Origin of the sequence: Moorena sp. SIO3I8 (assembly GCF_010692325.1) — a bacterium.
In the GTDB taxonomy this organism is placed as follows: domain Bacteria; phylum Cyanobacteriota; class Cyanobacteriia; order Cyanobacteriales; family Coleofasciculaceae; genus Moorena.
In genome coordinates this window covers 12,159-33,318 of the sequence record NZ_JAAHHW010000062.1, presented here as the reverse complement: position 1 = coordinate 33,318, position 21,160 = coordinate 12,159, and the positions used below count along the sequence as shown (strand labels likewise).

Below are 21,160 nucleotides of genomic sequence, written 5' to 3'. Positions count from 1 at the left end.
TTCAACCTCCTAACCTTCAACCTCCTAACCTTCAACCTCCTAACCTTCAACCTCCTAACCTCCAGTGATACCTTCAACTAACTAAACGGGCAAACTTCTTTTTCCCCACCTGCAAAACCTTTCCCACCAATTGATCAGGGGAATCAAAGGTCTGGTCAACCGCTGAAATGCGATCGCCATCCAACTTAACACCTCCCCCTTGAATCTGTCGCCTTCCTTCGCCACTACTTTGGCACAAACCCGATTCTTTAAGGATATAGAACAACTTAGCGGGAAACTCCACAGAAGACAATGAAAACTCTGGCACAGAATCCCCCGTACCAGTAGTGCTACCCTTTACTAAGTTTAGTGCTGCTTGCTGAGCTTCTTTTGCTGCTGCTTCACCGTGATATTGGCTCACAATAGTCAGAGCCAATTGCTTTTGCTGCTCCCGTGGCTGTTCTGGAAGCTGATCCAATGGCACATTAGTCAACAGCTCAAAATATTGCTCCAACAGATCATCTGGTGTCCCCTCCAGCTTCGAGTACATGGTCAGGGGATCATCTGACAAGCCAACATAATTCCCCAAAGACTTCGACATTTTCTGTATCCCATCCGTCCCAATCAAAATTGGCAGCAGTAAGCCGAACTGGGGAGATTGCCCAAAATGCCGTTGTAAATCCCGTCCCAAGGCAATATTAAACTTTTGGTCAGTTCCCCCTAACTCCACATCAGCCTTGACTGCCACAGAATCATAGCCCTGCATCAATGGGTAGAGAAACTCATGGAGGAAAATAGGATTTTGTTGTTGATAGCGTTCAGCAAACCCTTCCTTAGCCAGCATTTGCCCTACGGTCATAGTGGCTAACAACTCAATAATCTCAGACAAATCCAACTGGTTAAGCCACTCAGAGTTATAGCGAATTTCTAGCCGTCCTGGGGTGTCAAAATCTAGAATAGGGCGCACCTGTGACAGATAAGTTTCAGCATTTTCCTTGACCTGAGCTGGTGTCAACTGGCGACGCACCTCAGACTTCCCAGTAGGGTCACCGATTCTAGCGGTAAAGTCACCAATAATTAAGACAGCGGTATGACCAGCATCTTGGAATGCCCGTAACTTTCTGACTGGGATACTATGACCTAAGTGGAGATCGGCACCGGTTGGGTCTATACCTAACTTGACCCGTAAGGGACGCTCAGCTTGCTTGAGCCGAATAGCTAGATTTTCACTCGGATCCTGAGAATCCGATTGTAGGGGAAAAATTTCACTGGTACCTCTGTCTAGCCAAGCTAGCTCGTTAGAAAGGGGGATTTCAAAATTTGACATTGGTTGGGACTATGGTTGGGAATTAAGTAGGTTAGTTAGATTTATTTTAAGGATCGTTTACAAATTCTAAGCAGCTAGACCGACACTTGCCATGCACCATGTCTAAATGCCGCTAACTATTATACAAAAGGCCGTTGACAACCCTTACGACATGCCCATTAAGCCCACTCTTCTTGATGCAATAGCGAGTGGGGGAAACCCCCAAGACCGCGCTGCATCGCTTGTAACATAGCGATTAAATCCCCCACCCTTAAGCTTCTCGAGGGTTCAATCGGTGGATGCATCTGCCACAGGGACTGCATCAAGACGGGAAATGACCGTCGTAGAAGACAAAATGGTATGAATTGGCTGGAATTAACCCTAATTCAAAAATTATTTATCGCTACAGTAGTTGAAGCTGAAGTTGAAGCTTACTTATAGGGCTTGACACTTATCCATAACCTCCTGGCATTATTAAGAAATTCGATGCTCAAGACTTGTAAGTAATCCTGCTCTGCCCACCTATCCTTGGAATTGTCTTATAGAAAGGTACTTAGAGAAATTCAAAAAAACACCCCAAGCACAGCCCCTAGCTTACATGTCTGTTCTTTAGTAAGGAAATGAAATCACCGTGTCATCTAGCACTATTCCACAACCACAAGATCGGAAAAATCGGAAAAGAAAGCCTTCACAAGTATTGCAGTTTGTGCAAGGGGTGGCTCAGGTAACTGGAGGGACTATCCTCGGGGTTACCATGTTAGCTAGCTCGATTGTAGCTGGTGGACTTGTGGGCTTAGCGACTAGCTTCCGTAACCTGCCAGATGTGCGCATGCTCCGGAACTACACACCAACAGAAACAACCTACATTTACGATGTCAAGGGTAGACCCCTAGTTAGCCTTCATGGGGAAGCAAATCGGGAAGTGGTCGAATTCGGCCAAATCAACCCTCAACTCAAGCGGGCTGTACTAGCTATAGAAGACAGTCGCTTCTACATGCACTATGGGGTTAACCCCAATAGCGTTGGTCGTGCTTTCTTAGTCAACTGGAGACAAGGGACAGTAGTGGAAGGGGGTTCTACGATCACCATGCAGTTGGTGAAAAACCTGTTTCTGTCTCGGCAACGCACCTTTAGCCGCAAAATCACTGAAGCTGTACTCGCTATCCGAGTTGAGCAAATCTTCTCTAAAGACGAGATTATGGAATTGTACCTTAATCAAATCTATTGGGGTCACAATAACTATGGCATTGAAACAGCTGCCCGGAGCTACTTTGTTAAGCCAGCCTCTGAGCTATCCTTAGCCGAGTCAGCGATGTTGGCAGGGCTAATTCAGTCCCCAGAAGAATACAGTCCCTTCAGCAACTACTCTAAAGCTAAAGAGCGACAAGCCGTGGTCTTAAGGCGGATGCGGGATTTGGGATGGATTACAGCAGCCCAAGAAAAAGAAGCTAAGGAACAGCCCCTGTTAATTGGCAAAAGTACCTCCTGGACGACCAGTAAATTACCTTTCGTCACAGAAGCTGCTGTCGTGGAGTTAAAAGAGCGATTTGGTCAGGAGGCGGTCACCAAGGGCGGAATGCGAGTTCAGACCACGGTTGACTACTACTTCCAAAAGCAGGCAGAAAAGATCATTAATCGTGCTCATTACACCCTACGTCGCCGTGGACTTTACGATAATCAAGTGGCATTAGCCGCCGTTGATCCCCGTACCCATTTTGTGAAAGCGATAGTCGGGGGGTACAGCTATGAAAAGAGCAAGTTCAACCGTGCTACTCAAGCTCGACGTCAGCCTGGGTCATCCTTTAAGCCATTTGTTTACTATACTGCCTTTGCCACAGGTAAATATGCCCCCGGTTCCACTGTTTACGATACCCCCGTGCGCTATCGAGATGGTAGAGGCTATTACAGACCCAAAAACTATGGTGGTGGCTACTCTGGTGCCATGAGCATTCGCACCGCAATTGTTCAATCGAGCAATGTGCCAGCGGTAAAGATTGGCAGGAGAGTGGGACTGGATAAAGTCGTTGATGTGGTTAAGACCCTTGGGATTAAGAGTCCCATGCAACCAGTGCTATCCTTACCCCTAGGGTCAGTTGGGGTAACACCATTGGAAATGGCAGGAGCCTATGCTACCTTTGCCAATAATGGCTGGCACTCTGACACTACTTTAATTGTCCGAGTGACCGATAGTAAAGGCAATGTGCTGCTAGATAATACCCCTAAGCCTAAGCTGGTGCTAGATCAATGGGCGGTTGCTTCCCTTAACCATACCCTAACCGGTGTAATTAACGGAGGTACCGGAAAATCTGCCCACATCGGGCGTCAGGCGGCAGGTAAAACGGGAACAACCTCTTCAGAGCGAGATGTGTGGTTTGTGGGATATGTACCCCAGATGGCTACGGCAGTTTGGATTGGTCGAGACAACAACCGACCCCTTGGGCGAGGGGTAACAGGTGGTGGCTATGCCGCACCGATCTGGCGGAGGTTTATGGCTTACGCTTTGCGGAACGAGCCAGTGAGATACTTCCCTCGACCCACAAAATTTAAGCGTCCTCGATCCAGATAAATTCTAGATAAAATAGGGATATCAGCCGTCATGATTGGCGGCTCCCTACTGACGCACTCTCAGCCCTCAGCTGTCTTGGGAGATGTCCATCTATCCCCACCCCCACCAAAGGCTAACGTACTACGATTGTTTCTCTACGTCTGACTTCATCCGCTCCAATGTCATGTTCATCTGGTCAAACATCTGCTGAGGGGTGATCCCAAACTGACCTAACTGAGTATTGAGCTGCTCTATGGTCATCTGAGCCATGAAGTCATCAGATAATTCGAAGCGCTTCATAAAAATCCGATAGCGCTCCATCATCTGTTCCATCTGATCGATGAAAATCTTTTTGCCTTCACGGTCAAACTTGCCATAGTCGTTGCCCAATTTAATCAGGTCTTGGTAATCTTCAAACAGCTGTTTTGCCTCTTTTTGGACAATTTCCGAATCAAAAAAACCCATTGCTCTTACCTGTCAACCGGTTTGGTTGTACTCAATCGCCGCTTCTAATCACATTTTAATGTAGCGTTAAACCTGGACAAAATTCGGTTTTCCGTATTAGTCCGTTGAAGGTTGTTCGCCCAAGGCGATTCGGTGTAGGGTAGGTTAGTCAGTTGAAGGTTGAAGGTTAACGTTCAACCTATAACCTGTAACCTGTAAGTTTCCACTCTGAGATAAGTAATTATTATAGGAACATAGGATTGACAGTATTTGGATCTCCACCAAGCTATTCAACGCGGGTCAAAGCAAGTATGTTGAGCAAGCCAAAAAGCCGCAAAGTCGCTTCCCTACTGGCCTTGAGTGGGGTAGTTATCCCCGTTTGTGGATTACACAAATTTTATCTCGGACAACCCTTCTGGGGAGTAATGTACTTACTCCTGTGTTGGACACCCATTCCTCGAATTGCCAGTGCTATAGAGGGGGTGTGGTATTTACTACAAAGTCAAGATCAGTTTGACCTCAATTTTAACCTTGGTATTGAGTCTACAGTATCTTCCTCAGACAATCCATCGGCTGGGATTGACCCGGCCAAGGTAGGGGAAATTGCTGATGCCCTAAGACAGCTAGACAGCCTGCGTCAGGAGGGACTAGTGTCTGAGTATGAATTTGAACAAAAACGTCGTCAATTACTTGACCTAATTGCTTGAGTTTCATGGCAATTTTTGATTGGCTATCACCCAAGACTCCACAAAACCCGAATCAGCAATCAATTCAGCAGAGGCTAAAGCGTGACCCCTACTATCGGCTACAATCTACAGAAGAAATTGCTGTAGCTGCCAAATTGGGGCTCACCATTGATGTGAATCAAGCTGGTGTGGATGACTGGCTGAGATTGCCAGGGATATCTATCCATCAGGCGCGATCGCTTTTTGAACTCACCAGCAGCGGTGTGCAATTTTGTTGCTTAGAAGATTTGGCCGCTGCCCTAGGTTGGTCAGTACAACGTCTGACACCCTTGCAACCAATTTTGAGGTTTTGTTACTACGATGCGGAGAGTTTAGTAACGCCTCAGCTAGTCAACCCTAACACTGCATCTCTAGAACAGTTGACGAAAATTCCAGCAGTGGACTTGTTTTTAGCTAGAGCGATCATGCAAAATCGCTTTGATGGTGGCCCATACCGTAATTTAGCTGACCTTCAACGACGCCTTGAGCTTAATCCTCAGCTGACATCTGAGTTAATGTACTATTTAATCTTTTGAGATTATTAGTTTGAGCTTACTAGTTTGAGATCCTATCCAGTTGACTACTTATCCTTCTTGGTTGGGAGTCACTTAAAACTAGAAACTAGAAACTAGAAACTAGAAACTGGAAACTTGTCAGTGGCGAAGTCACAACTGACAACTGACAACTGACAACTGACAACTGACAACTGACAACTGACAACTGACGACTGACAGCTGACAGCTGATAGCTGTTGGCGTAGCCTGCGCGTAGCGCATATGCTTACCACAAAAAACAAAAAAGGAACAGACTACTAAAGAGTGGTCTAGTTCCTACACAGAAGTGGTTGAATCAGCTATGCCGACGAAAAAATCCGGTAATCTTTCAAAGTTTTAGGTTAGACCAATTCCTTAGACTTGCGCTTTAATGAAGTCAAGCTTAATCCCAGTAAGCTTAGGCTAAACAAGCCCATTGTCATGGGTTCAGGAACAGGTTTAGAATTGGAAGGATCTCCAGGATTGGCAGTTATATCAACATTAATATCAGCCTTGGTAAGAGTAAAAGAACCCGTAGCACCTAGCCAGCCAGACATACCAAAGTTAGTGTTTTTGCCATTAGCTCCAACCCCAACCTGGAAGGCGTATTTACCATTTTCAGGTTTTTGGTAAAGATTCAGTTCCTTGCCATCGTAGAAACCTAGGCCAGTTAAGGTAGCCCGAGTTTCATCCATGTTATAGTAGTACCAAGTACTAGTATCGACGGGGCCACCTTTTTCTACGTATTCAGACTTTGGTAGTTCCTTTTTCGGTCCTCCCCAAGGTTCTGGTGTGCTATTGAACCAAATATCAACGTCCCATTTTTTAGTATCATCTAACTCGGAAACGATGGTACCCAACAAATTAGCAGTCCCATCATTGTATTCATTAAAGATACCTGAAGTGTCAAATACAAACCTCCCTGAGTCCAACTCAGGAAACCAGAAAGCGTGTCCTGACAAATCAGTGTCTTCTGGGTAGATATGAGCTTCATCGGCTAACCAGGACTTGAGGATATCAGCTGCCTGGGCTTCTCCTACTGCTCCCAAAACTATAGACCCTAAAACTAATCCACTGCTTAAAAATTTAGTTATTTTCATTTTTTAGACGCCCTAGTTATTTGAATAAATTAATTAATTGACTTGAGTCTGTAACTAATTGGTTGACTAATTGTTTGACTAACTCGTTCGCGTAGCGTGGCCAACGGCCAATCATAGCCTGAGCTATCAGTAAAATCACTTTCAGTAAATTAACTGATATTTATAGTCTGCCAATCTGATGGTTGCGATCGCGTTAGTGCTAACGTATAACTTTTGTATTATTTTTGTATACAGCGTTTTTCATAACTATTAGGTGCGCTTTCCGGATCTAATTATTAAATTCGCCACGGGTCGCACCTGAGGTACACAGGATTTTTTCCCTCTTCCCACTTCCGACTTCTCTGTTCCGGTGATCCGCTGTTCCCTGTTCCCTAAAACCTTAGGTACGCTCTTACCATTAAGAATTAAATTCGCCACGGGTCGCACCTCAGGAATCTGTACCTCACCCAATTGACAACTGCTGTAAATTCATAGCAATAAAAAAAATACCATCACCTTTCAACTGGCTCCAAACTTGATTTCCTGACCCGGAGCTAATCTCTAATCATAAGAAAAGAGCCCCTGGATTTTTTCCGTCCTATTCAGGACTATCAAGGAGCCACTTCTAACCCAATCAGATCAAGTCCCGATCAGGGACTGCATCAAGACAATGGTGTTAACTATACCAAATTATCGAAAACTACTTCTTCCCTCCCCCCTCTACCCACGCGCCCCCGCCCCTCTAACCACACTCTTCCCCCGATTCCCGATTCCCAATTCCCGATTCCCGATTCCCGATTCCCGATTCCCGATTCCCGATTCTTTGGGCGTAGCGATATAGCTTGACAAGTGAAGCTTAATTGAGGGAAACTCTAGGTTATCCTATGGGAGGGCGAAGCAAAAGCAGATAAAACCTAGGGTTTCAGCCATTAATTCCTTGCCCGAATTACTTACTTGCCCGAATTACTGGCTCGAATGGGTCGCCCTTAACCAAAAATCCACGACGCCAGACTTTCCATCGGAGGGGTTCTATGCCGGAAAACACGATTTCAGCAGAAATTCAGTCATCCCCCAACCACTCTAGACAAGCTGCTTTAGCTCTACAACAGCTTGGCTTTCGGATACTGCACATTGGACCGACTATCAGTGTACAAGCCCCGCAATCCCTGTGGGAATCAACTTTCAATGTTTCCTTCCAACCACAGCAGAAAACCCTGATCCAGGAGATAGATGGCAGTGAGGTTACCTATCCCAAAGCTGCGGTTGACAATCTACAAATTCCTGAGCAACTACAAACCTTGGTAACTGGGGTGATGTTTGTAGAACCCCCAGAATTTTTCTGATCGCTCAAGCGCGGAAGCTGAGGCCGTTGGCCACGCGGGGCGCGTTCGCTTCATCGCGTAGCGTGGCCAACGGCCAATCCAGTTAACGATAATCCGAACATTGTCCAGGCTAGAGGGACGATCGGGTCGTGCCTTTACTGTATCGTGCCTCTAGTTTTCTATGGTCAAATGTTCAATAGTAAAAAGTTGCCAATAAAATTTTAAACTAAAGCCGAACAAAACAAAAGTACCCACGAGGGTGACGTCAATATGTGATCACAGATACCAAACTAAAGAAGTAAACCAAAGAAGTAAAACAACTTGGTTTGTTGATCAAGAAAGACAGCGATAGTCATCAACCGCTGATCTAACTAGGATTTAACTAACAGGAGAATTATGATACAACAACTACAGACGGGAGTTGAGCGAGTTTCCTTTGAAGCCATTCTCGTATCAGAAAGTGGCCAGTCCATGTTCGCCACTGACACCTACCTCCAACCGGAGAATCTTCAACAATTTGCTCCACCCCCTGGACGGGGCATTCAAGCTGCAAATATTTTACAATCCCTTGGCTTTCGCGTCCAGCAAATCGGAACCTTTTCCATTAGTGCTGATGGACCACGGGAACTGTGGGAACGGGTCTTTAGCACCCGAGTTGAACGGGATAGCCAACTCATTAGCGAGGCTCATCCTCAACTGGGAGAAGTGACCTTCTTGCGCCATGTTGCTGGTGCTCCCTTTAGCATTCCCGAAGAGCTATCTGGGTTGATAGAGCGCGCTTATCCCCAACGTCCACCCATTTTATTTGAGTCGCCACTGCCTCCACGGGTTCGTTATCATCACCTCAATGTTCCCTCCGATGTAGCTATGGTATGTCGCTCGACCCCTGTCCACAAAGTCGGGGTAACCGGTAAAGGCGTTTTAGTAGCAATGGTAGACACTGGATTCTACAAGCATCCCTTTTACGAGTGGCATGGCTACAACTACCAGGCAACCCTGGCACCAGATGCTAAAAACGTGGAGCGGGATGAGAGTGGTCATGGCACCGCTGAAGCAGCAAATATTTTTTCCAATGCACCGGATATTGACTTTATTGGTGTCAAAATGGGGAGTAACCCCACCCTGGCCTTTAAGATGGCATCGGATTTACATCCAGCGGTGATGAACAACAGCTGGGGCTTCAGTATTCCAGAAGGGCCTCTACCGAATTTCCTCAAGCCCCTAGAGGCAGCAGTTATTGAAGCAGTCAAAGAGCGTGGTATTACTGTCTGTTTCTCTGCTGGTAACGGACACTATGGATTTCCTGGTCAGATGCCGGAAGTGATTTCTGTGGGTGGAGTCTATGCCCACGATACTGTTGAGGGCAATGACTTTCGGTTAGAAGCTTCCAACTACGCCAGTAGCTTTGATAGCCAAATTTATCCAGGACGCCACGTCCCTGATCTTTGTGGACTGGTGGGAATGCAACCCCGGGCTGCCTATATCATGTTGCCCGTTGAACCAGGGGACGAAATTGACCGAGGCTTGGGCGGTGGTCAGTATCCGAATCAGGACGAAACGGCTACTGATGATGGCTGGGCAGTGATCAGCGGTACTAGTGCTGCTTCTCCCCAAGTAGCGGGTGTTTGTGCCTTGCTTAAGCAGGTGCAACCTGGTCTGTCTCCATCCCTGATTAAGCAGATTCTACGGGCATCAGCGCGAGATGTTAAGCTGGGCAAAAGCTTCCATGGTCAACCGGCAGGAGAGGGACACGATGGAGCAACTGGCTCCGGTTTGGTGGATTCCTATGCAGCCTATAAGTTAGCTCGCTCCGTGACCATCCGCAATGTTCATGACTTGCCAGCACCTCGATGAAATAGTGGTTCTCAAATAGGTGAGGTATATTTGAGATTTTAGGGAGTCGGGAGTCGGGAGTCGGGAGTCGGGAGTCGGGAGTCGGGAGTCGGGAATCGGGAATCGGGAATCGGGAATCGGGAGTCGGGAATTGGGAGTCGGGAATTGGGAGTCGGGAATATCACCACACTCCCATAAATCCCATATATCCCTATATTCCCATCTCCCCACCTCCCCATCTCCCCATCTCCCCATCTCCCCATCTCCCCATCTCCCCATCTCCCCACACTTCCCTCTCTTCCCCTGCTCCCTGTTCCCTACTCCCTGTTCCCTTTGCTACATATGCTGACTAATAAGATAATCGCCCATCGTGGGGCTTCTAATTGTGCCAAAGAAAATACTATTGAAGCTTATGAGAAAGCGATTGAACTTGGGGCTGACTTTATCGAATTTGATGTCAGAATAACTAAAGATGGGGTATTGATTTCCCATCATGATCCAATGATAGCTAATCAAGCTATCAGTCAGTTAAGGTTTGCTGAAATAAATCGCATTGCTGGTCAGCAAGGGTTTAGAGTTCCTACGGTTGAGGAAATTTTAAGACTGACTCGTAACAAAATTAAACTAGCGGTTTAATTAAAAGAAGAAGGCTATGAAGAAAAAGTCATGGCCTTAGTAATGGGATATATCAAAATAGATGACTTTGTTATTTTATCATTTAATGTTTCATCGTTAAGATGGATAAACTTGAATTACCCTACGGTTAAAACGGGATTGTTATTAAGCAAAAAAAAGAATAATTTTCTGATTATATTACTCAGACTTTTGGGAATTTGGGTGTTTCAGAAACTGATCAGACTTACCCCCGATATCCTAGCACTACAGTGGGAAACGTTAAAATTTGGTTTATTGGAAATTGCTGCTAAACAGGGCAAACCGGTTTTTGTTTGGACTTTGACACTCCCCGTCCTATAAGAACGGGGATTCTCACTTCAACGAGCCAACTTGCTCAATCAAGCCGGAGCCAGAAAGAGTAGAGGTCGATTCTCCATGAGCGTTGGGGTCTATGACCCAAGTTCCGCTGTGCCCCAGCGTACTCAAGGCTCTTCCTAAAATGTTGATTGCGGCGTTGTGTTCGCGTAGCGTCGGCTTCGCCGAATCGCGGTCTAATTGACAACCACATTTGCAGGTATGAGTTCGAGTCGATAATGACTTTTTCACGATCTCACCGCAACTAGAACAGTTTTGACTGGTATAGGCAGGGTTTACGGCAACGGTTACTCTGCCAAACTTTTGTCCAAAGTGCTCTAACCATTTACGAAACTGATACCAACCTGCGTCATTAATAGATTTGGCAAGACAGTGATTTTTTACCAGGTTTTTGACTCTAAGATCTTCATAGGCGACCAGGTCGTTAGACCGGATTACGCAACGTGCCAATCTCTTGGCATGTTCTTCACGTTGCCTACTTATTCTAAGATGGTGTCTGCCTAGCCTATTAATGGCTTTTCTACGATTGGCTGTTCGCGTAGCGTGGCCTACGGCCTTGCCTTTCTTCTTGCGGGATACCCGACGTTGATAAAACTTTAAACGCTTCTCCCCTCTTCTATAAAATCGAGGGTTTGGTTCAGTATGGCCTCTAGAATCGGTATAGAAATCTTTTAATCCAACATCTAGACCAACGTTTGCATCTGATGGTTCTAAGTGCTCGTTATTATCAACAGCAACACAAAACTGTACATAATAACCGTCAGCTCTTTTTACTATCCGGACTCGCTTGATTTGGTTTTTATCAAATCGCCACAAATCCCACGTACCCTTGAGTTTTAGTTTCCCGACCCCTTTCTTGTCAGTGAAGGTTATTGACTTCTTATCAGGGGACAATTTCCATCCTGATTGCTTATACTCAACTGACCTGCAATGGTTTTGAAATCGTGGAAACCCCTTCTTGCCAGGCACCTTTTTCTTGCAGTTGTCGTAGAAACGGGCGTTCGCGTAGCGTCGGCTTTGCCGAATCGATGACCATGCTCTTTCAGAAGCAGCCTGGCGAGCAGTCGAATTTAGCTCATTAGCAAAAGAGAACTGCTTAGCTAAGACCTTGCAGTATTTACTGAGGTCATACTTACCAGTCCCTTTCTCATCCATCCAAAGGCGAATACAAGAGTTTCGGATAAACTTAACTGTCCGAATTGCCTCATCAATGGCTGAGTACTGATGCTTTTTGCCGTACGCTTTGAATTCAATAATGATCATTGACCTAAGGTCACGCTCCGCGAACGGATATCGACCTTTTCCGTTACTGTTTTATAGTACCACACTCAGCGACAAATATCAGGATAGATCTAAAAAAAAAGCCGTCCATTGAAGTTACCTTAAGATAGTGGAGCCTTTATGGTCGGCAGGCCGTGAAAAGGGTTAAAACTTATTGAATAAGGCTCCACTATCTAAGGTTTCGTCTCGTAGAAGGACGGGGCTTTAAACCCAAATTTTTTGGTAAATAATCAAAAAATGATTGGAGAGCTTCTACATGATACTCGGATACATGGTATCATTACCGACAAACCTGACTTAGCTCGTAAGCTATCAGCTATCACCAGTTAGCGGTCAGCCGTCAGCTTTTTAATAAAACAGGTAAACATTAGCTATCAGCTATCAGCGGTCAGCCGTTGGCGGTTGGGCACGCTACGCCAACAGCTTTTTAATAAAACAGGTAAACATTCGTTAAATCTCTTTTAGCGCTGCTGTCAGGGATTCATAGTGCTTGGCTGAATGCTGAATGCTGATGGCTGATGGCTGAATGCTGAATGCTGAATGCTGAATGCTGAATGCTTACAGATTATTGACTAATCTTGAATATACTCTTCGCCATTGATCATCGCTATCTCGGCTCTTACAAATTCTCGTCCTAGGTAAAGGGCATGATCGAAACGACTTAAAGGACAGGGTTTAGTTTCTTCGGTAATTTTCATGCCTAGTTCCTTGGCTGTCCTACCTTTGAAAATAGCGGTGGGAGTACGGTTTAATTTAACATCGCAGGGAAATGGTTCTCCGGTTTCTGGATCAACTGCTAACCCTTTCTCATTAATTTTGTTACTGTAGTGTTCGGCACAGATCAGACTTGCATCTCGGTCTATGTAAATAATAAAGTAGCCCTCTGGATCGAGTTCAATAAAGCGTTTGGAGAGCTTTTCATCAATAGCAGTAATGTTTTGGGCAGTGATCATCATGGGAACGGTCAAGGGCTAAAGCTGATGGCAAATCCCAATATTATAACGTTAACAGAACAATTAGACAAGCTCAGAGATGAGGATAACAGGGAAACACAGCGGGACGCAGCAGGTGTGGGAGGTGTGAGGAGTTACTTGGTCAGTTACTTAAAAAAGTTGATAAATTTAACAGCCATACTTACTCTAGATTTAGTATAGTAGAGCTTGGGAATTAAATAGTTAACCCTAGTGGTAGTGTTGTACCTTGGGGTTACCCATCCATGGTGTAATATATCTAAGATTCTGAGCAACGAGTGAAAAGGCCACAAACCCTCTCGGCAAAAACTATAAGCCAAATCAATCCAGATTTAGTATAGTAGAGCTTGTGAATTCCATAGTTAACCCTAGTGGTAGTGTTGTACCTTGGGGTTAGCAAGCCATGGTGTAATATATCTAAATTCCGTCCAACCAGTGAAAATGCAACAAACCCTATCGGCAACAACCATAACTCAAAATCAAGGGAATATTAAGGTGATCAGACGGGATGGTTCTCTGGCTTCCCTTGATATTTCCAGAATTCGTTCTGTTGTTGAGTGGGCTTGTGCTGGCAAGGATGTCAATCCGATCACTCTAGAAGCCGGACTCACTACTCGCTTGCGTGATGGTGTTACTACCAGAGAGATTCAGGATAACTTGATCAACTGTGCCCTGGAAATGTGTAGTCCTGATCAGCCTGACTGGCGCTATGTAGCAGGACGACTGCAGATCTGGAGTCTCTGGAAAGATACCCTGGTAAACCGTGGTTATGAGTACGGTGACTACCCTAGAACTGTTCGCTCTAAAGTAGAGTCTGGTCAATATGACGCCAGTATCTTAACCTATACGACTGAGGAGCTAAAAGAAGCAGGTTCTTGGATTAATCGGGATTGGGACACGGATTATGATTATGCAGGAGCTGTACTGCTAACTCGTCGGTATCTCCTAGGGGATGAGTTGCCCCAAGAGGCATTTTTAACTTGTGCTCTGCTGCTAGGGTCAGTGGAAGTCCCGGAAGATAGACTAGGTTGGGCAAGGCGATTTTATGAAGCGATCGCACAACGGAAAATATCTCTAGCGACCCCGATCCTGGCTAATCTCAGAATTCCTAAGGGGTCTCTGTCTTCCTGTTTTATCACTAGCATTGATGACAACCTGGAAAGCATCTTTGAAGGAATTACTGATACGGCCAGAATCTCCAAAAACGGTGGTGGTGTTGGGGTCAATGTTAGCCGGATTCGCTCAACGGGTAGCTGGGTGATGGGCAAAGCCAATGCTTCGGGAGGGGTAATTCCTTGGATTAAACTGCTAAACGATACTGCGATCGCAGTTAATCAAGGAGGCCGTCGGGCAGGGGCAGTCACCGTTAGTGTGGATGTGTGGCATCTCGATGTGCCAGAGTTTCTGGAGATGCAAGCGGAAAATGGGGATCCCCGGCGCAAGGCTTATGATATCTTTCCCCAATTGGTGATTCCCGATGAGTTTATGCGTCGGGTGGTTAATAAAGAAGACTGGACGTTAATCGATCCCTATGAAGTACGGATCAAGCTAGGGATTGAGCTATCGGAACTTTGGGCAGAAGAGTTTGAAAGCGCCTATCAAACTATTGAAGCAGCCATCGGCGAAACCCTCACTCTCTACAAGACCGTCAATGCTCGGGAACTCTTTAAGACGATTATGCGATCGCAAGTAGAGACCGGAATGCCTTACTTGGCGTTCAAGGATACCATTAACCGCGCTAATCCTAATCAACACCAAGGCTATATCCCAGCGGTAAATCTTTGTACCGAAAGTTTCTCTAATGTCGAAATTGGCAATGCTGCTCACTGTTGCAATTTGGACTCAATCAATCTCGCCAATATTGAGGAAACTGAATTGCCCAATATATGTCGTCTAGCAGTGCGGATTCTCGATAACACGATTGATTTAACCACTCCTCCTTTTACAGCAGCCCATACCCACAATCACAAATACCGCACCATCGGAGTAGGTTGTATGGGATTAGCGGATTGGTTAGCTAAACGGTGGCTAACCTATAACAACCTCAAGGAAATTAGTAACTTATTTGAGGATATTGGCTACTACTGCACCCATGCATCTATGGAACTGGCCATGGAACGTGGTGCTTATGCTGCTTTCGATGGTAGTGAGTGGAGTAAAGGTAAGCTAATTGGCGCTAAACCAGTGGAATGGTTTGTAGAAAATTCCCAGCATCAAGAGCGTTGGGTAGCCCTATCTCAGGATATTCAAAAATTTGGGATTCGCAATTCTCATATTACTGCGATCGCACCCAATACATCCTCATCCCTAGTACAAGGATGTACCGCTAGTGTCTTACCAGTTCACAGCAAATTCTTCTATGACAAATGGGCAAAAGGCACTGTACCCATTGCCCCACCCTTTATTAAAGACAATTTTTGGTTCTACCACGAAAACAAAAACTTTGATCAGAAAAAAGTTGTTACAGCAGTCGCCACGATCCAGCAATGGATTGATACTGGGATTTCCATGGAATTGTTATTTAACTTAAACCAAGGAGTCTATTTCCCAGACGAACCTGAACGCACCCTCAAAGCCAAAGACATCTATGAAACCCTAGTCATGGCCTGGGAATTAGGATGTAAAGCCGTCTATTATATCCGAACCGTCCAGCGTGACAACTTCAAAGAATTAGACAACACTTGTATCGCTTGCGCTAATTAGTGATTCTGTGGAACAGGCTTCCAGCCTGCGCGCGCATCGGTCAGTGGTCAGTGGTCAGTGGTCAGTGGTCAGCTTTGTAGAACAGGCTTCCAGCCTGTGACTTCACTGAGATTATAGCAATTCTCTTTCCCATGAGGTACAAAGAGATCCCCCTAAATCCCCCTTGAAAAGGGGGACTTTGAGGTTGATAAGTGTGAAGCATCGGTCAGTGGTCAGTGGTCAGCTTTGTGGAACAGGCTTCCAGCCTGCGCGCGCATCAGCTGTTCGCGTAGCGTGCGCGTAGCGCTTAGGCTGAATGCTGATAGCTGATAGCTGATAGCTCTTGCTCCCCACACTCCCTGTTCCCGATTCCCGATTCCCGATTCCCGATTCCCGATTCCCTACTCCCTACTCCCTACTCCCTACTCCCTATAAAAAAATGCTAACTACAATGCCAATTAACCCTATCTTTAATCCAGATGGGGATGATAAAACTGAACACCGTTCAATTTGGTTTGGTAATACCACCAACTTGATGCAACTCAATGATGTCCGTTATGCTTGGGCAATTGGGTTGTATCAACAGATGCGGGAAAACTTCTGGATTCCCCAGAAACTAGACCTAACTCAAGACGTAACAGACTACTCCAATTTAACGCCAGCAGAACGTTATGCTTATGATGGGATTCTATCCTATTTAACTTTTTTAGATTCCGTTCAAACCTGCAATATTCCTCACATCAAAAGTAGCATTACTGCTCCAGAAGTTAGTCTGTGTATGGCGGAACAAATTTCTCAGGAAGGGATGCACAATCAAAGTTATCAATATATCATAGAAACCGTTATCCCTACTGAACATAGAAGTAGAGTCTATGAATTCTGGCGCACTGATACAGTGCTGAGGGATAGATGCGAATTTGTCGCCAGCTTCTATCAAAGGTATGTTGATAATCCCACCCCAGAAAACTATTTTGTTTCCTTACTGGCTGACTTTTTATTAGAAGGAATGTACTTCTATAATGGTTTCATTTACTTCTACAATCTCGCCTCTAGGATGCTGATGCCAGGCTCAGCAGACATTTTTAAAATGATTAATCGAGATGAACTGAGTCATGTCCGGCTTTATCAAAAGTTAATCCCCATGGCTATGGAAGTATTTCCCTATTCCAGTGAGCAAATTTATGAAATGTTTGCCACAGCAGTGGAGCATGAATGTCGCTGGACTAATCATATTGTTGGTAACGATATTTTAGGGATTACTGAACGGAGTACTGAACATTATACCAAGTATTTGGCTAATATCAGGCTACGTTCTATTGGATTAGAACCCCTTTACCAGGGGGAAAACTATCAAAAGAGTCCCTACAGCCACTTAGAGCGTTTTTCTGATACTAAAAAAGATGCTCATACTAAGGCCAACTTCTTTGAAGCTAGCGTAACTAGTTATGTGATGTCTTCTGGGGTCAGTGGTTGGGATGAAATCTAGGGAGTAGGGAGTAGGGAGTAGGGAGTAAACTAGAAATCAAACCATCCAAATCCACCAATCGATTTTCTGTGACTAGAAGCCGCGAACCATTTCCCAGTCTGCTGCTGTATCACGCCCTGAAGTGGTCAGTGGTTAGCCCCTTAGTCCATACCTATTTCCGGGGTCGCATTTATGGTGCTAAACAAGTACCCACCTCGGGACCCCTGGTGGTGGTGAGTAACCATGCTAGTGACTTTGACCCACCGATTTTAGCCAATTGTGTCGGACGTCCAGTAGCCTTTATGGCCAAGGAAGAATTGTTTCGTGTCCCAGTCCTGAAACAGTTTATTGAATTGTATGGTACTTACCCGGTTAAGCGAGGCTCAGCAGACCGGAGTGCCCTGCGTTCTGCTCTCAATTTCCTCGACAATGGCTGGGCGGTTGGTGTGTATTTGGATGGCACCAGGACACGGGATGCTCGCATTCATAACCCCAAGCTTGGTGCCGCCTGGATTGCTGCCCAAGCCCAAGCCCCCCTGCTGCCCGTTACTTTGTGGGGAAGTCAAGCAATTGTTAAAAAAGGTTCCTTGATGCCACGGTCTGTACCCTTAACCGTCCGCATTGGTAAGCTGATTGCTCCTCCTAGTTCTAGTAACCGAGACGAATTGCAAGCTGTGACCCAACAGTGTGCTGCAGCGATTAATGCTCTCCATGATTTGGGACGTTGATTATGTGGGAGTAGGGAGTAGGGAGTAGGGAGTCGGGAGTCGGGAGTAGGGAATCGGGAATCGGGAATCGGGAATCGGGAACAGTTGCGTAGGGTGTGTTAGGGACGGGCTCCCTCTCATTTTCCGCCTCGTAGTCAGCCTTGGAACAGCCCGGCCCGTAACGCACCACCGGGTCCAACAGCTTTAATGAGATGCACCCCAAACCCCAAACCCCACACCCCACACCCCACACCCCACACGTCCTACCTAGCTTCACCAATAACCGTAAAAGCCGCCCAAGCTTTCGGGTCTGGATTACCATCTTCATCATTGAGCATCGATAACATGGCCTCTCGCATGGCTTTGGCTTTATCCATTTTGTGGGTGTAAATATTCGTATAAAACTCCCTCATCAACTTGGCCGTATCATCATCAGGCACTTGCCATAAGGACACCACCAAACTGGGTACACCGGCGGCAATCAAAGAACGGGATAAACCCACTACCCCTTCCCCTTTTATCTCACCCCTACCAGTATCACAAGCACTCAGGACTACTAACTTTGCGTTCAATAAGGATTTTTCCGGTAGTCCGTAACCAATCAGAATTTCATCACTGGTGAGAAAGCCATCATGGTCTGGTTTCTCAGGAGCTAATGCGATCGCACCTCGATAATAAATACCATCGACTAAACCATGGGTGGCTAAATGGATAACCGAAGCATTGGCCATTTTTTCCACAATGGTTGATTCTGTTGCTTCTGCTCCAATTAGAGCGGTGGTATTCAGCAATTTAGCAATGGTTAAGGCTTCTGTTTCTGCACCCGATAGAGACTTTAACGGTTCTTGTTCCTGTCCTACTGTAATGGTGGGCATGGTGGGATTACCCACAATCAATGGTGTTCCGTTGCTGTCTTGGACTCGATGCCAATGTTGACGGGTAAACGACAGAGATTGGATCGAAGGAGCAGTGAGAATGGTATGGTTTTCGATTAGATAATTTCCGTCATCATCTAGCAGAGCAGCAAAGGGAACCAGAAATAGTGCTTGATGGGGAATGAAAATAATACGGTCTGATTCGCTTTCAGGTAATACGTCAACAATGGGAGTAATCAGGAGTTGGTAGAGTTGGTTTAGTGGATGACTATCCTTAGGGTTTGGTGGTGAAGTAGGATTCTGATTACCTCTACCTCTGACAGCGACATAATCACGAGTGACTTTGACTAGTTCAGCTAGAGTGGTATCTTCGGGTAAGGTATGACTACGGAAGGTAATCTCACCTGTGGGAGCAATTACCCAAATATAAATTTGGCCACCAAAAATGGAATATTCCACCAAAGTGGCTTGTTGTTGTTGAGCAATCTCTTGAATGTCTTTAAGAGTAGGAGCTTTAGTTTTTTGAGTAGTTTCAGATAACTGTGCCGCTAATAAATCAATCAGAGCGCGGTTGCGACCCCGTTCGGAAATCTCTAAGGCTTGTTTTGGTTTTCCTTGAGCAATCAATACCTGTTGTAAAAGACGATAGCTACGAGCTTGTTCTTCAAAAATAGAAATCTTCCAATCATCTTTGTTACGGAGGAAGTGGCGGATATATTCCAAAATTTTAATGGCATCATACAGGTGAATTTCGGCTGGTTCTAGTTGATTTATTTTTAATAAGGTAACACCGAGATTATTTAGGGAGGCAGCTTCACCTTTGCGGTCTCCGATATCCCTAGCAATAGCTATCGATTTTTGGTAGTAATCAATCGCTTTTTTGTAGTCTCGCAGATTATCGTATGCAATACCCAGACTACCCAGGGAGGCAGCTTCACCTTTGCGGTCTCCGATATCCCTAGCAATAGCTATCGATTTTTGGTGGTAATCAATCGCTTTTTTATAGTCTCCCAGATTATCGTATGTACTACCCAGATTATTCAGGGAATTACCTTGACTCAGGCGGTTTCCGATTTCCCTAGCAATAGTTAATGATTGTTGGTAGTAATCAATCGCTTTTTTATAGTCTCCCAGTTGACTGTATGTAGCACCCAGATTATTCAGGGAATGACCTTGACCCAGGCGGTTTCCGATTTCCCTAGCAATAGTTAATGATTGTTGGTGGTAATCAATCGCTTTTTTGTACTTTCCCAGATGATAGTATACAATACCCAGATTATTCAGGGAGTCAGCTTCACCCTCGCGGTCTCTGATTTCCCTTTTAATAGCTAAGAAGTGTTGGTAGTAATCAATGGCTTTTTTATAGTCTCCCAGAGGAACGTATGCACTACCCAAATGATTCAGGGAGCCAGCTTCACCCTGGCGGTCTCCGATTTCCCTTTTAATAGCTATCGATTGTTGGTGGTAATCAATCGCTTTTTTATAGTTTCCCAGATGATAGTATGTAACACCCAGATTATACAGGGAGTTAGCTTCACCTTTGCGGTTTCCAATTTCCCTAGCAATAGCTAAGGAGTTTTGGAGGGAATCAATCGCTTTTTTGTACTCTCTCAGATGATAGTATGCATTCCCCAGATTACCCAGGGAGTTAGCTTCACCCAGGCGGTAACCGATTTCCCTAGCAATAGCTATCGATTGTTGGTAGTAATCAATCGCTTTTTTGTACTCTCCCAGAGTACGGTATGCATTACCCAGATTATACAGGGAGTTAGCTTCACCTTTGCGGTTTCCAATTTCTCTTTGAAAAGCGATTGATTGTTGGTAGTAATCAATCGCTTTTTTGTACTCTCCCAGATGATGGTATGTAGTAGCCAGACCAATTAGGGAGGCACCTTCAACCTTGCGGTGTCCGATTTCCCTAGCAATAGCTAAGGAGTTTTGGAGGGAATCAATCGCTTTTTTATAGTTTCCCAGATGATAGTATGTAACACCCAGATTATACAGGGAGTTAGCTTCACCCTTACGGTATCCAATTTGTTTATAAATCACCAATGCTTGCTGCCAAGATTGTAATGCTTCTGGGAACTCACTGCGACGAACGTGACTCATTCCCTGCTGAAATAGTTTGTCCGCCTCGGCTTGCTTACTGTCTACTTCAACTATGGCATCACTAGGGGTTATAGTTCCTTCTTGCTCTGGGCTAACCGTGTTTTGTTCTTGAGCCAGTGCTAGTACAGTGAGGAAACTAGCCACAACAGGGAGTACCCCAGGGGTGAGGTAGACAGTGAGAAGTCCCAACCATAAGACTTGCTTAAGTTTCATATCGGATATTGAATTATTCCCTACTTGGCCATATCTGAGAGATTTCTGAACCTATGCAATGATTCAGGGAGTCGGGAGTAGGGAGTAGGGAGTCGGGACTC

Annotated in this window: 20 protein-coding genes; 11 read left to right on the top strand and 9 right to left on the bottom strand. The window is 45.4% G+C overall.

The genetic code is table 11. From position 1 onward, the window contains the following. Window positions 1-73: 73 nt before the first annotated feature. Window positions 74-1,306 (bottom strand): tyrosine--tRNA ligase, encoded by a 1,233-nt coding sequence (gene tyrS / locus F6K51_RS21850; protein ID WP_293024125.1) that lies wholly within the window; start codon window positions 1,304-1,306, stop codon window positions 74-76. A 733-nt stretch (window positions 1,307-2,039) separates the two neighbouring features. Between tyrS and F6K51_RS21845 the strand changes: the two genes are divergently transcribed. After that, the gene (locus tag F6K51_RS21845) at window positions 2,040-3,851 is read left to right on the top strand and encodes a penicillin-binding protein 1A (protein ID WP_364305648.1); all 1,812 of its coding nucleotides are present in this window, start codon (window positions 2,040-2,042) and stop codon (window positions 3,849-3,851) included. A 120-nt stretch (window positions 3,852-3,971) separates the two neighbouring features. On the opposite strand, the gene F6K51_RS21840 is transcribed toward F6K51_RS21845, so the two are convergent. After that, a complete protein-coding gene (locus F6K51_RS21840) occupies window positions 3,972-4,295 on the bottom strand; it encodes a DUF1825 family protein (RefSeq protein WP_070394592.1) in 324 nt (107 codons plus the stop codon). Between the two features lie 290 nt (window positions 4,296-4,585). Here F6K51_RS21840 and F6K51_RS21835 point away from each other — a divergent pair, with 290 nt between their 5' ends. Together F6K51_RS21835 and F6K51_RS21830 are read left to right on the top strand one after the other, a co-directional pair. After that, the gene (locus F6K51_RS21835) at window positions 4,586-4,981 is read left to right on the top strand and encodes an NINE protein (RefSeq protein WP_071105854.1); all 396 of its coding nucleotides are present in this window, start codon (window positions 4,586-4,588) and stop codon (window positions 4,979-4,981) included. Between the two features lie 5 nt (window positions 4,982-4,986). Continuing rightward, window positions 4,987-5,535 (top strand): ComEA family DNA-binding protein, encoded by a 549-nt coding sequence (locus F6K51_RS21830; protein ID WP_293024115.1) that lies wholly within the window; start codon window positions 4,987-4,989, stop codon window positions 5,533-5,535. Between the two features lie 359 nt (window positions 5,536-5,894). Here F6K51_RS21830 and F6K51_RS21825 read toward each other — a convergent pair whose 3' ends face one another. The 3 genes from F6K51_RS21825 to F6K51_RS21815 form a co-directional block, all read right to left on the bottom strand. Then, on the bottom strand, window positions 5,895-6,632 hold the full coding sequence (locus F6K51_RS21825) for a PEP-CTERM sorting domain-containing protein (RefSeq protein WP_293024112.1): 738 nt from the start codon (window positions 6,630-6,632) through the stop codon (window positions 5,895-5,897). 16 nt (window positions 6,633-6,648) lie between these two features. Further along, window positions 6,649-6,771: a hypothetical protein gene (locus F6K51_RS21820; RefSeq protein WP_293024109.1), complete on the bottom strand. Its 123-nt coding sequence runs from the start codon at window positions 6,769-6,771 to the stop codon at window positions 6,649-6,651. 110 nt (window positions 6,772-6,881) lie between these two features. After that, the gene (locus F6K51_RS21815) at window positions 6,882-7,049 is read right to left on the bottom strand and encodes a hypothetical protein (RefSeq protein WP_293024107.1); all 168 of its coding nucleotides are present in this window, start codon (window positions 7,047-7,049) and stop codon (window positions 6,882-6,884) included. 232 nt (window positions 7,050-7,281) lie between these two features. On the opposite strand from F6K51_RS21815, the gene F6K51_RS21810 reads away from it, so the two are divergent. The 3 genes from F6K51_RS21810 (at window position 7,282) to F6K51_RS21800 (ending at window position 9,787) form a co-directional block, all read left to right on the top strand. Continuing rightward, a complete protein-coding gene (locus tag F6K51_RS21810; protein WP_293024103.1) occupies window positions 7,282-7,452 on the top strand; it encodes a hypothetical protein in 171 nt (56 codons plus the stop codon). Window positions 7,453-7,642: 190 nt separating this feature from the next. Continuing rightward, entirely contained in the window at window positions 7,643-7,954 is a 312-nt protein-coding gene (locus F6K51_RS21805; RefSeq protein ID WP_293024100.1) for a hypothetical protein, read from the top strand. Between the two features lie 375 nt (window positions 7,955-8,329). Further along, a complete protein-coding gene (locus tag F6K51_RS21800) occupies window positions 8,330-9,787 on the top strand; it encodes a S8 family serine peptidase (protein ID WP_293024097.1) in 1,458 nt (485 codons plus the stop codon). Between the two features lie 38 nt (window positions 9,788-9,825). Here F6K51_RS21800 and F6K51_RS21795 read toward each other — a convergent pair whose 3' ends face one another. Next, window positions 9,826-10,053: a hypothetical protein gene (locus tag F6K51_RS21795; protein ID WP_293024095.1), complete on the bottom strand. Its 228-nt coding sequence runs from the start codon at window positions 10,051-10,053 to the stop codon at window positions 9,826-9,828. A gap of 55 nt (window positions 10,054-10,108) precedes the next feature. Between F6K51_RS21795 and F6K51_RS21790 the strand changes: the two genes are divergently transcribed. Continuing rightward, on the top strand, window positions 10,109-10,402 hold the full coding sequence (locus F6K51_RS21790; protein ID WP_293024093.1) for a glycerophosphodiester phosphodiesterase: 294 nt from the start codon (window positions 10,109-10,111) through the stop codon (window positions 10,400-10,402). Between the two features lie 30 nt (window positions 10,403-10,432). Beyond that, window positions 10,433-10,741, top strand: a complete 309-nt coding sequence (locus F6K51_RS21785) for a hypothetical protein (protein WP_293024092.1) — start codon at window positions 10,433-10,435, stop codon at window positions 10,739-10,741. 12 nt (window positions 10,742-10,753) lie between these two features. Here F6K51_RS21785 and F6K51_RS21780 read toward each other — a convergent pair whose 3' ends face one another. Together F6K51_RS21780 and F6K51_RS21775 are read right to left on the bottom strand one after the other, a co-directional pair. After that, window positions 10,754-12,019, bottom strand: coding sequence for a transposase (locus tag F6K51_RS21780; RefSeq protein ID WP_293024090.1), 1,266 nt, complete (start codon window positions 12,017-12,019; stop codon window positions 10,754-10,756). A gap of 590 nt (window positions 12,020-12,609) precedes the next feature. Beyond that, entirely contained in the window at window positions 12,610-12,993 is a 384-nt protein-coding gene (locus F6K51_RS21775) for a DUF4346 domain-containing protein (RefSeq protein ID WP_293024141.1), read from the bottom strand. Window positions 12,994-13,449: 456 nt separating this feature from the next. On the opposite strand from F6K51_RS21775, the gene F6K51_RS21770 reads away from it, so the two are divergent. The 3 genes from F6K51_RS21770 (at window position 13,450) to F6K51_RS21760 (ending at window position 17,883) form a co-directional block, all read left to right on the top strand. Next, window positions 13,450-15,711: a ribonucleoside-diphosphate reductase subunit alpha gene (locus tag F6K51_RS21770; protein WP_293024140.1), complete on the top strand. Its 2,262-nt coding sequence runs from the start codon at window positions 13,450-13,452 to the stop codon at window positions 15,709-15,711. Between the two features lie 322 nt (window positions 15,712-16,033). After that, complete coding sequence (locus tag F6K51_RS21765) at window positions 16,034-17,176, top strand: ribonucleotide-diphosphate reductase subunit beta (RefSeq protein ID WP_293024088.1); 1,143 nt, start codon at window positions 16,034-16,036, stop codon at window positions 17,174-17,176. Between the two features lie 68 nt (window positions 17,177-17,244). Next, a complete protein-coding gene (locus F6K51_RS21760; protein WP_293024086.1) occupies window positions 17,245-17,883 on the top strand; it encodes a lysophospholipid acyltransferase family protein in 639 nt (212 codons plus the stop codon). A gap of 242 nt (window positions 17,884-18,125) precedes the next feature. Here the strand turns inward: F6K51_RS21760 and F6K51_RS21755 are convergent, their stop codons facing one another. Then, entirely contained in the window at window positions 18,126-21,059 is a 2,934-nt protein-coding gene (locus F6K51_RS21755) for a CHAT domain-containing tetratricopeptide repeat protein (RefSeq protein WP_293024084.1), read from the bottom strand. Window positions 21,060-21,160 lie beyond the last annotated feature (101 nt).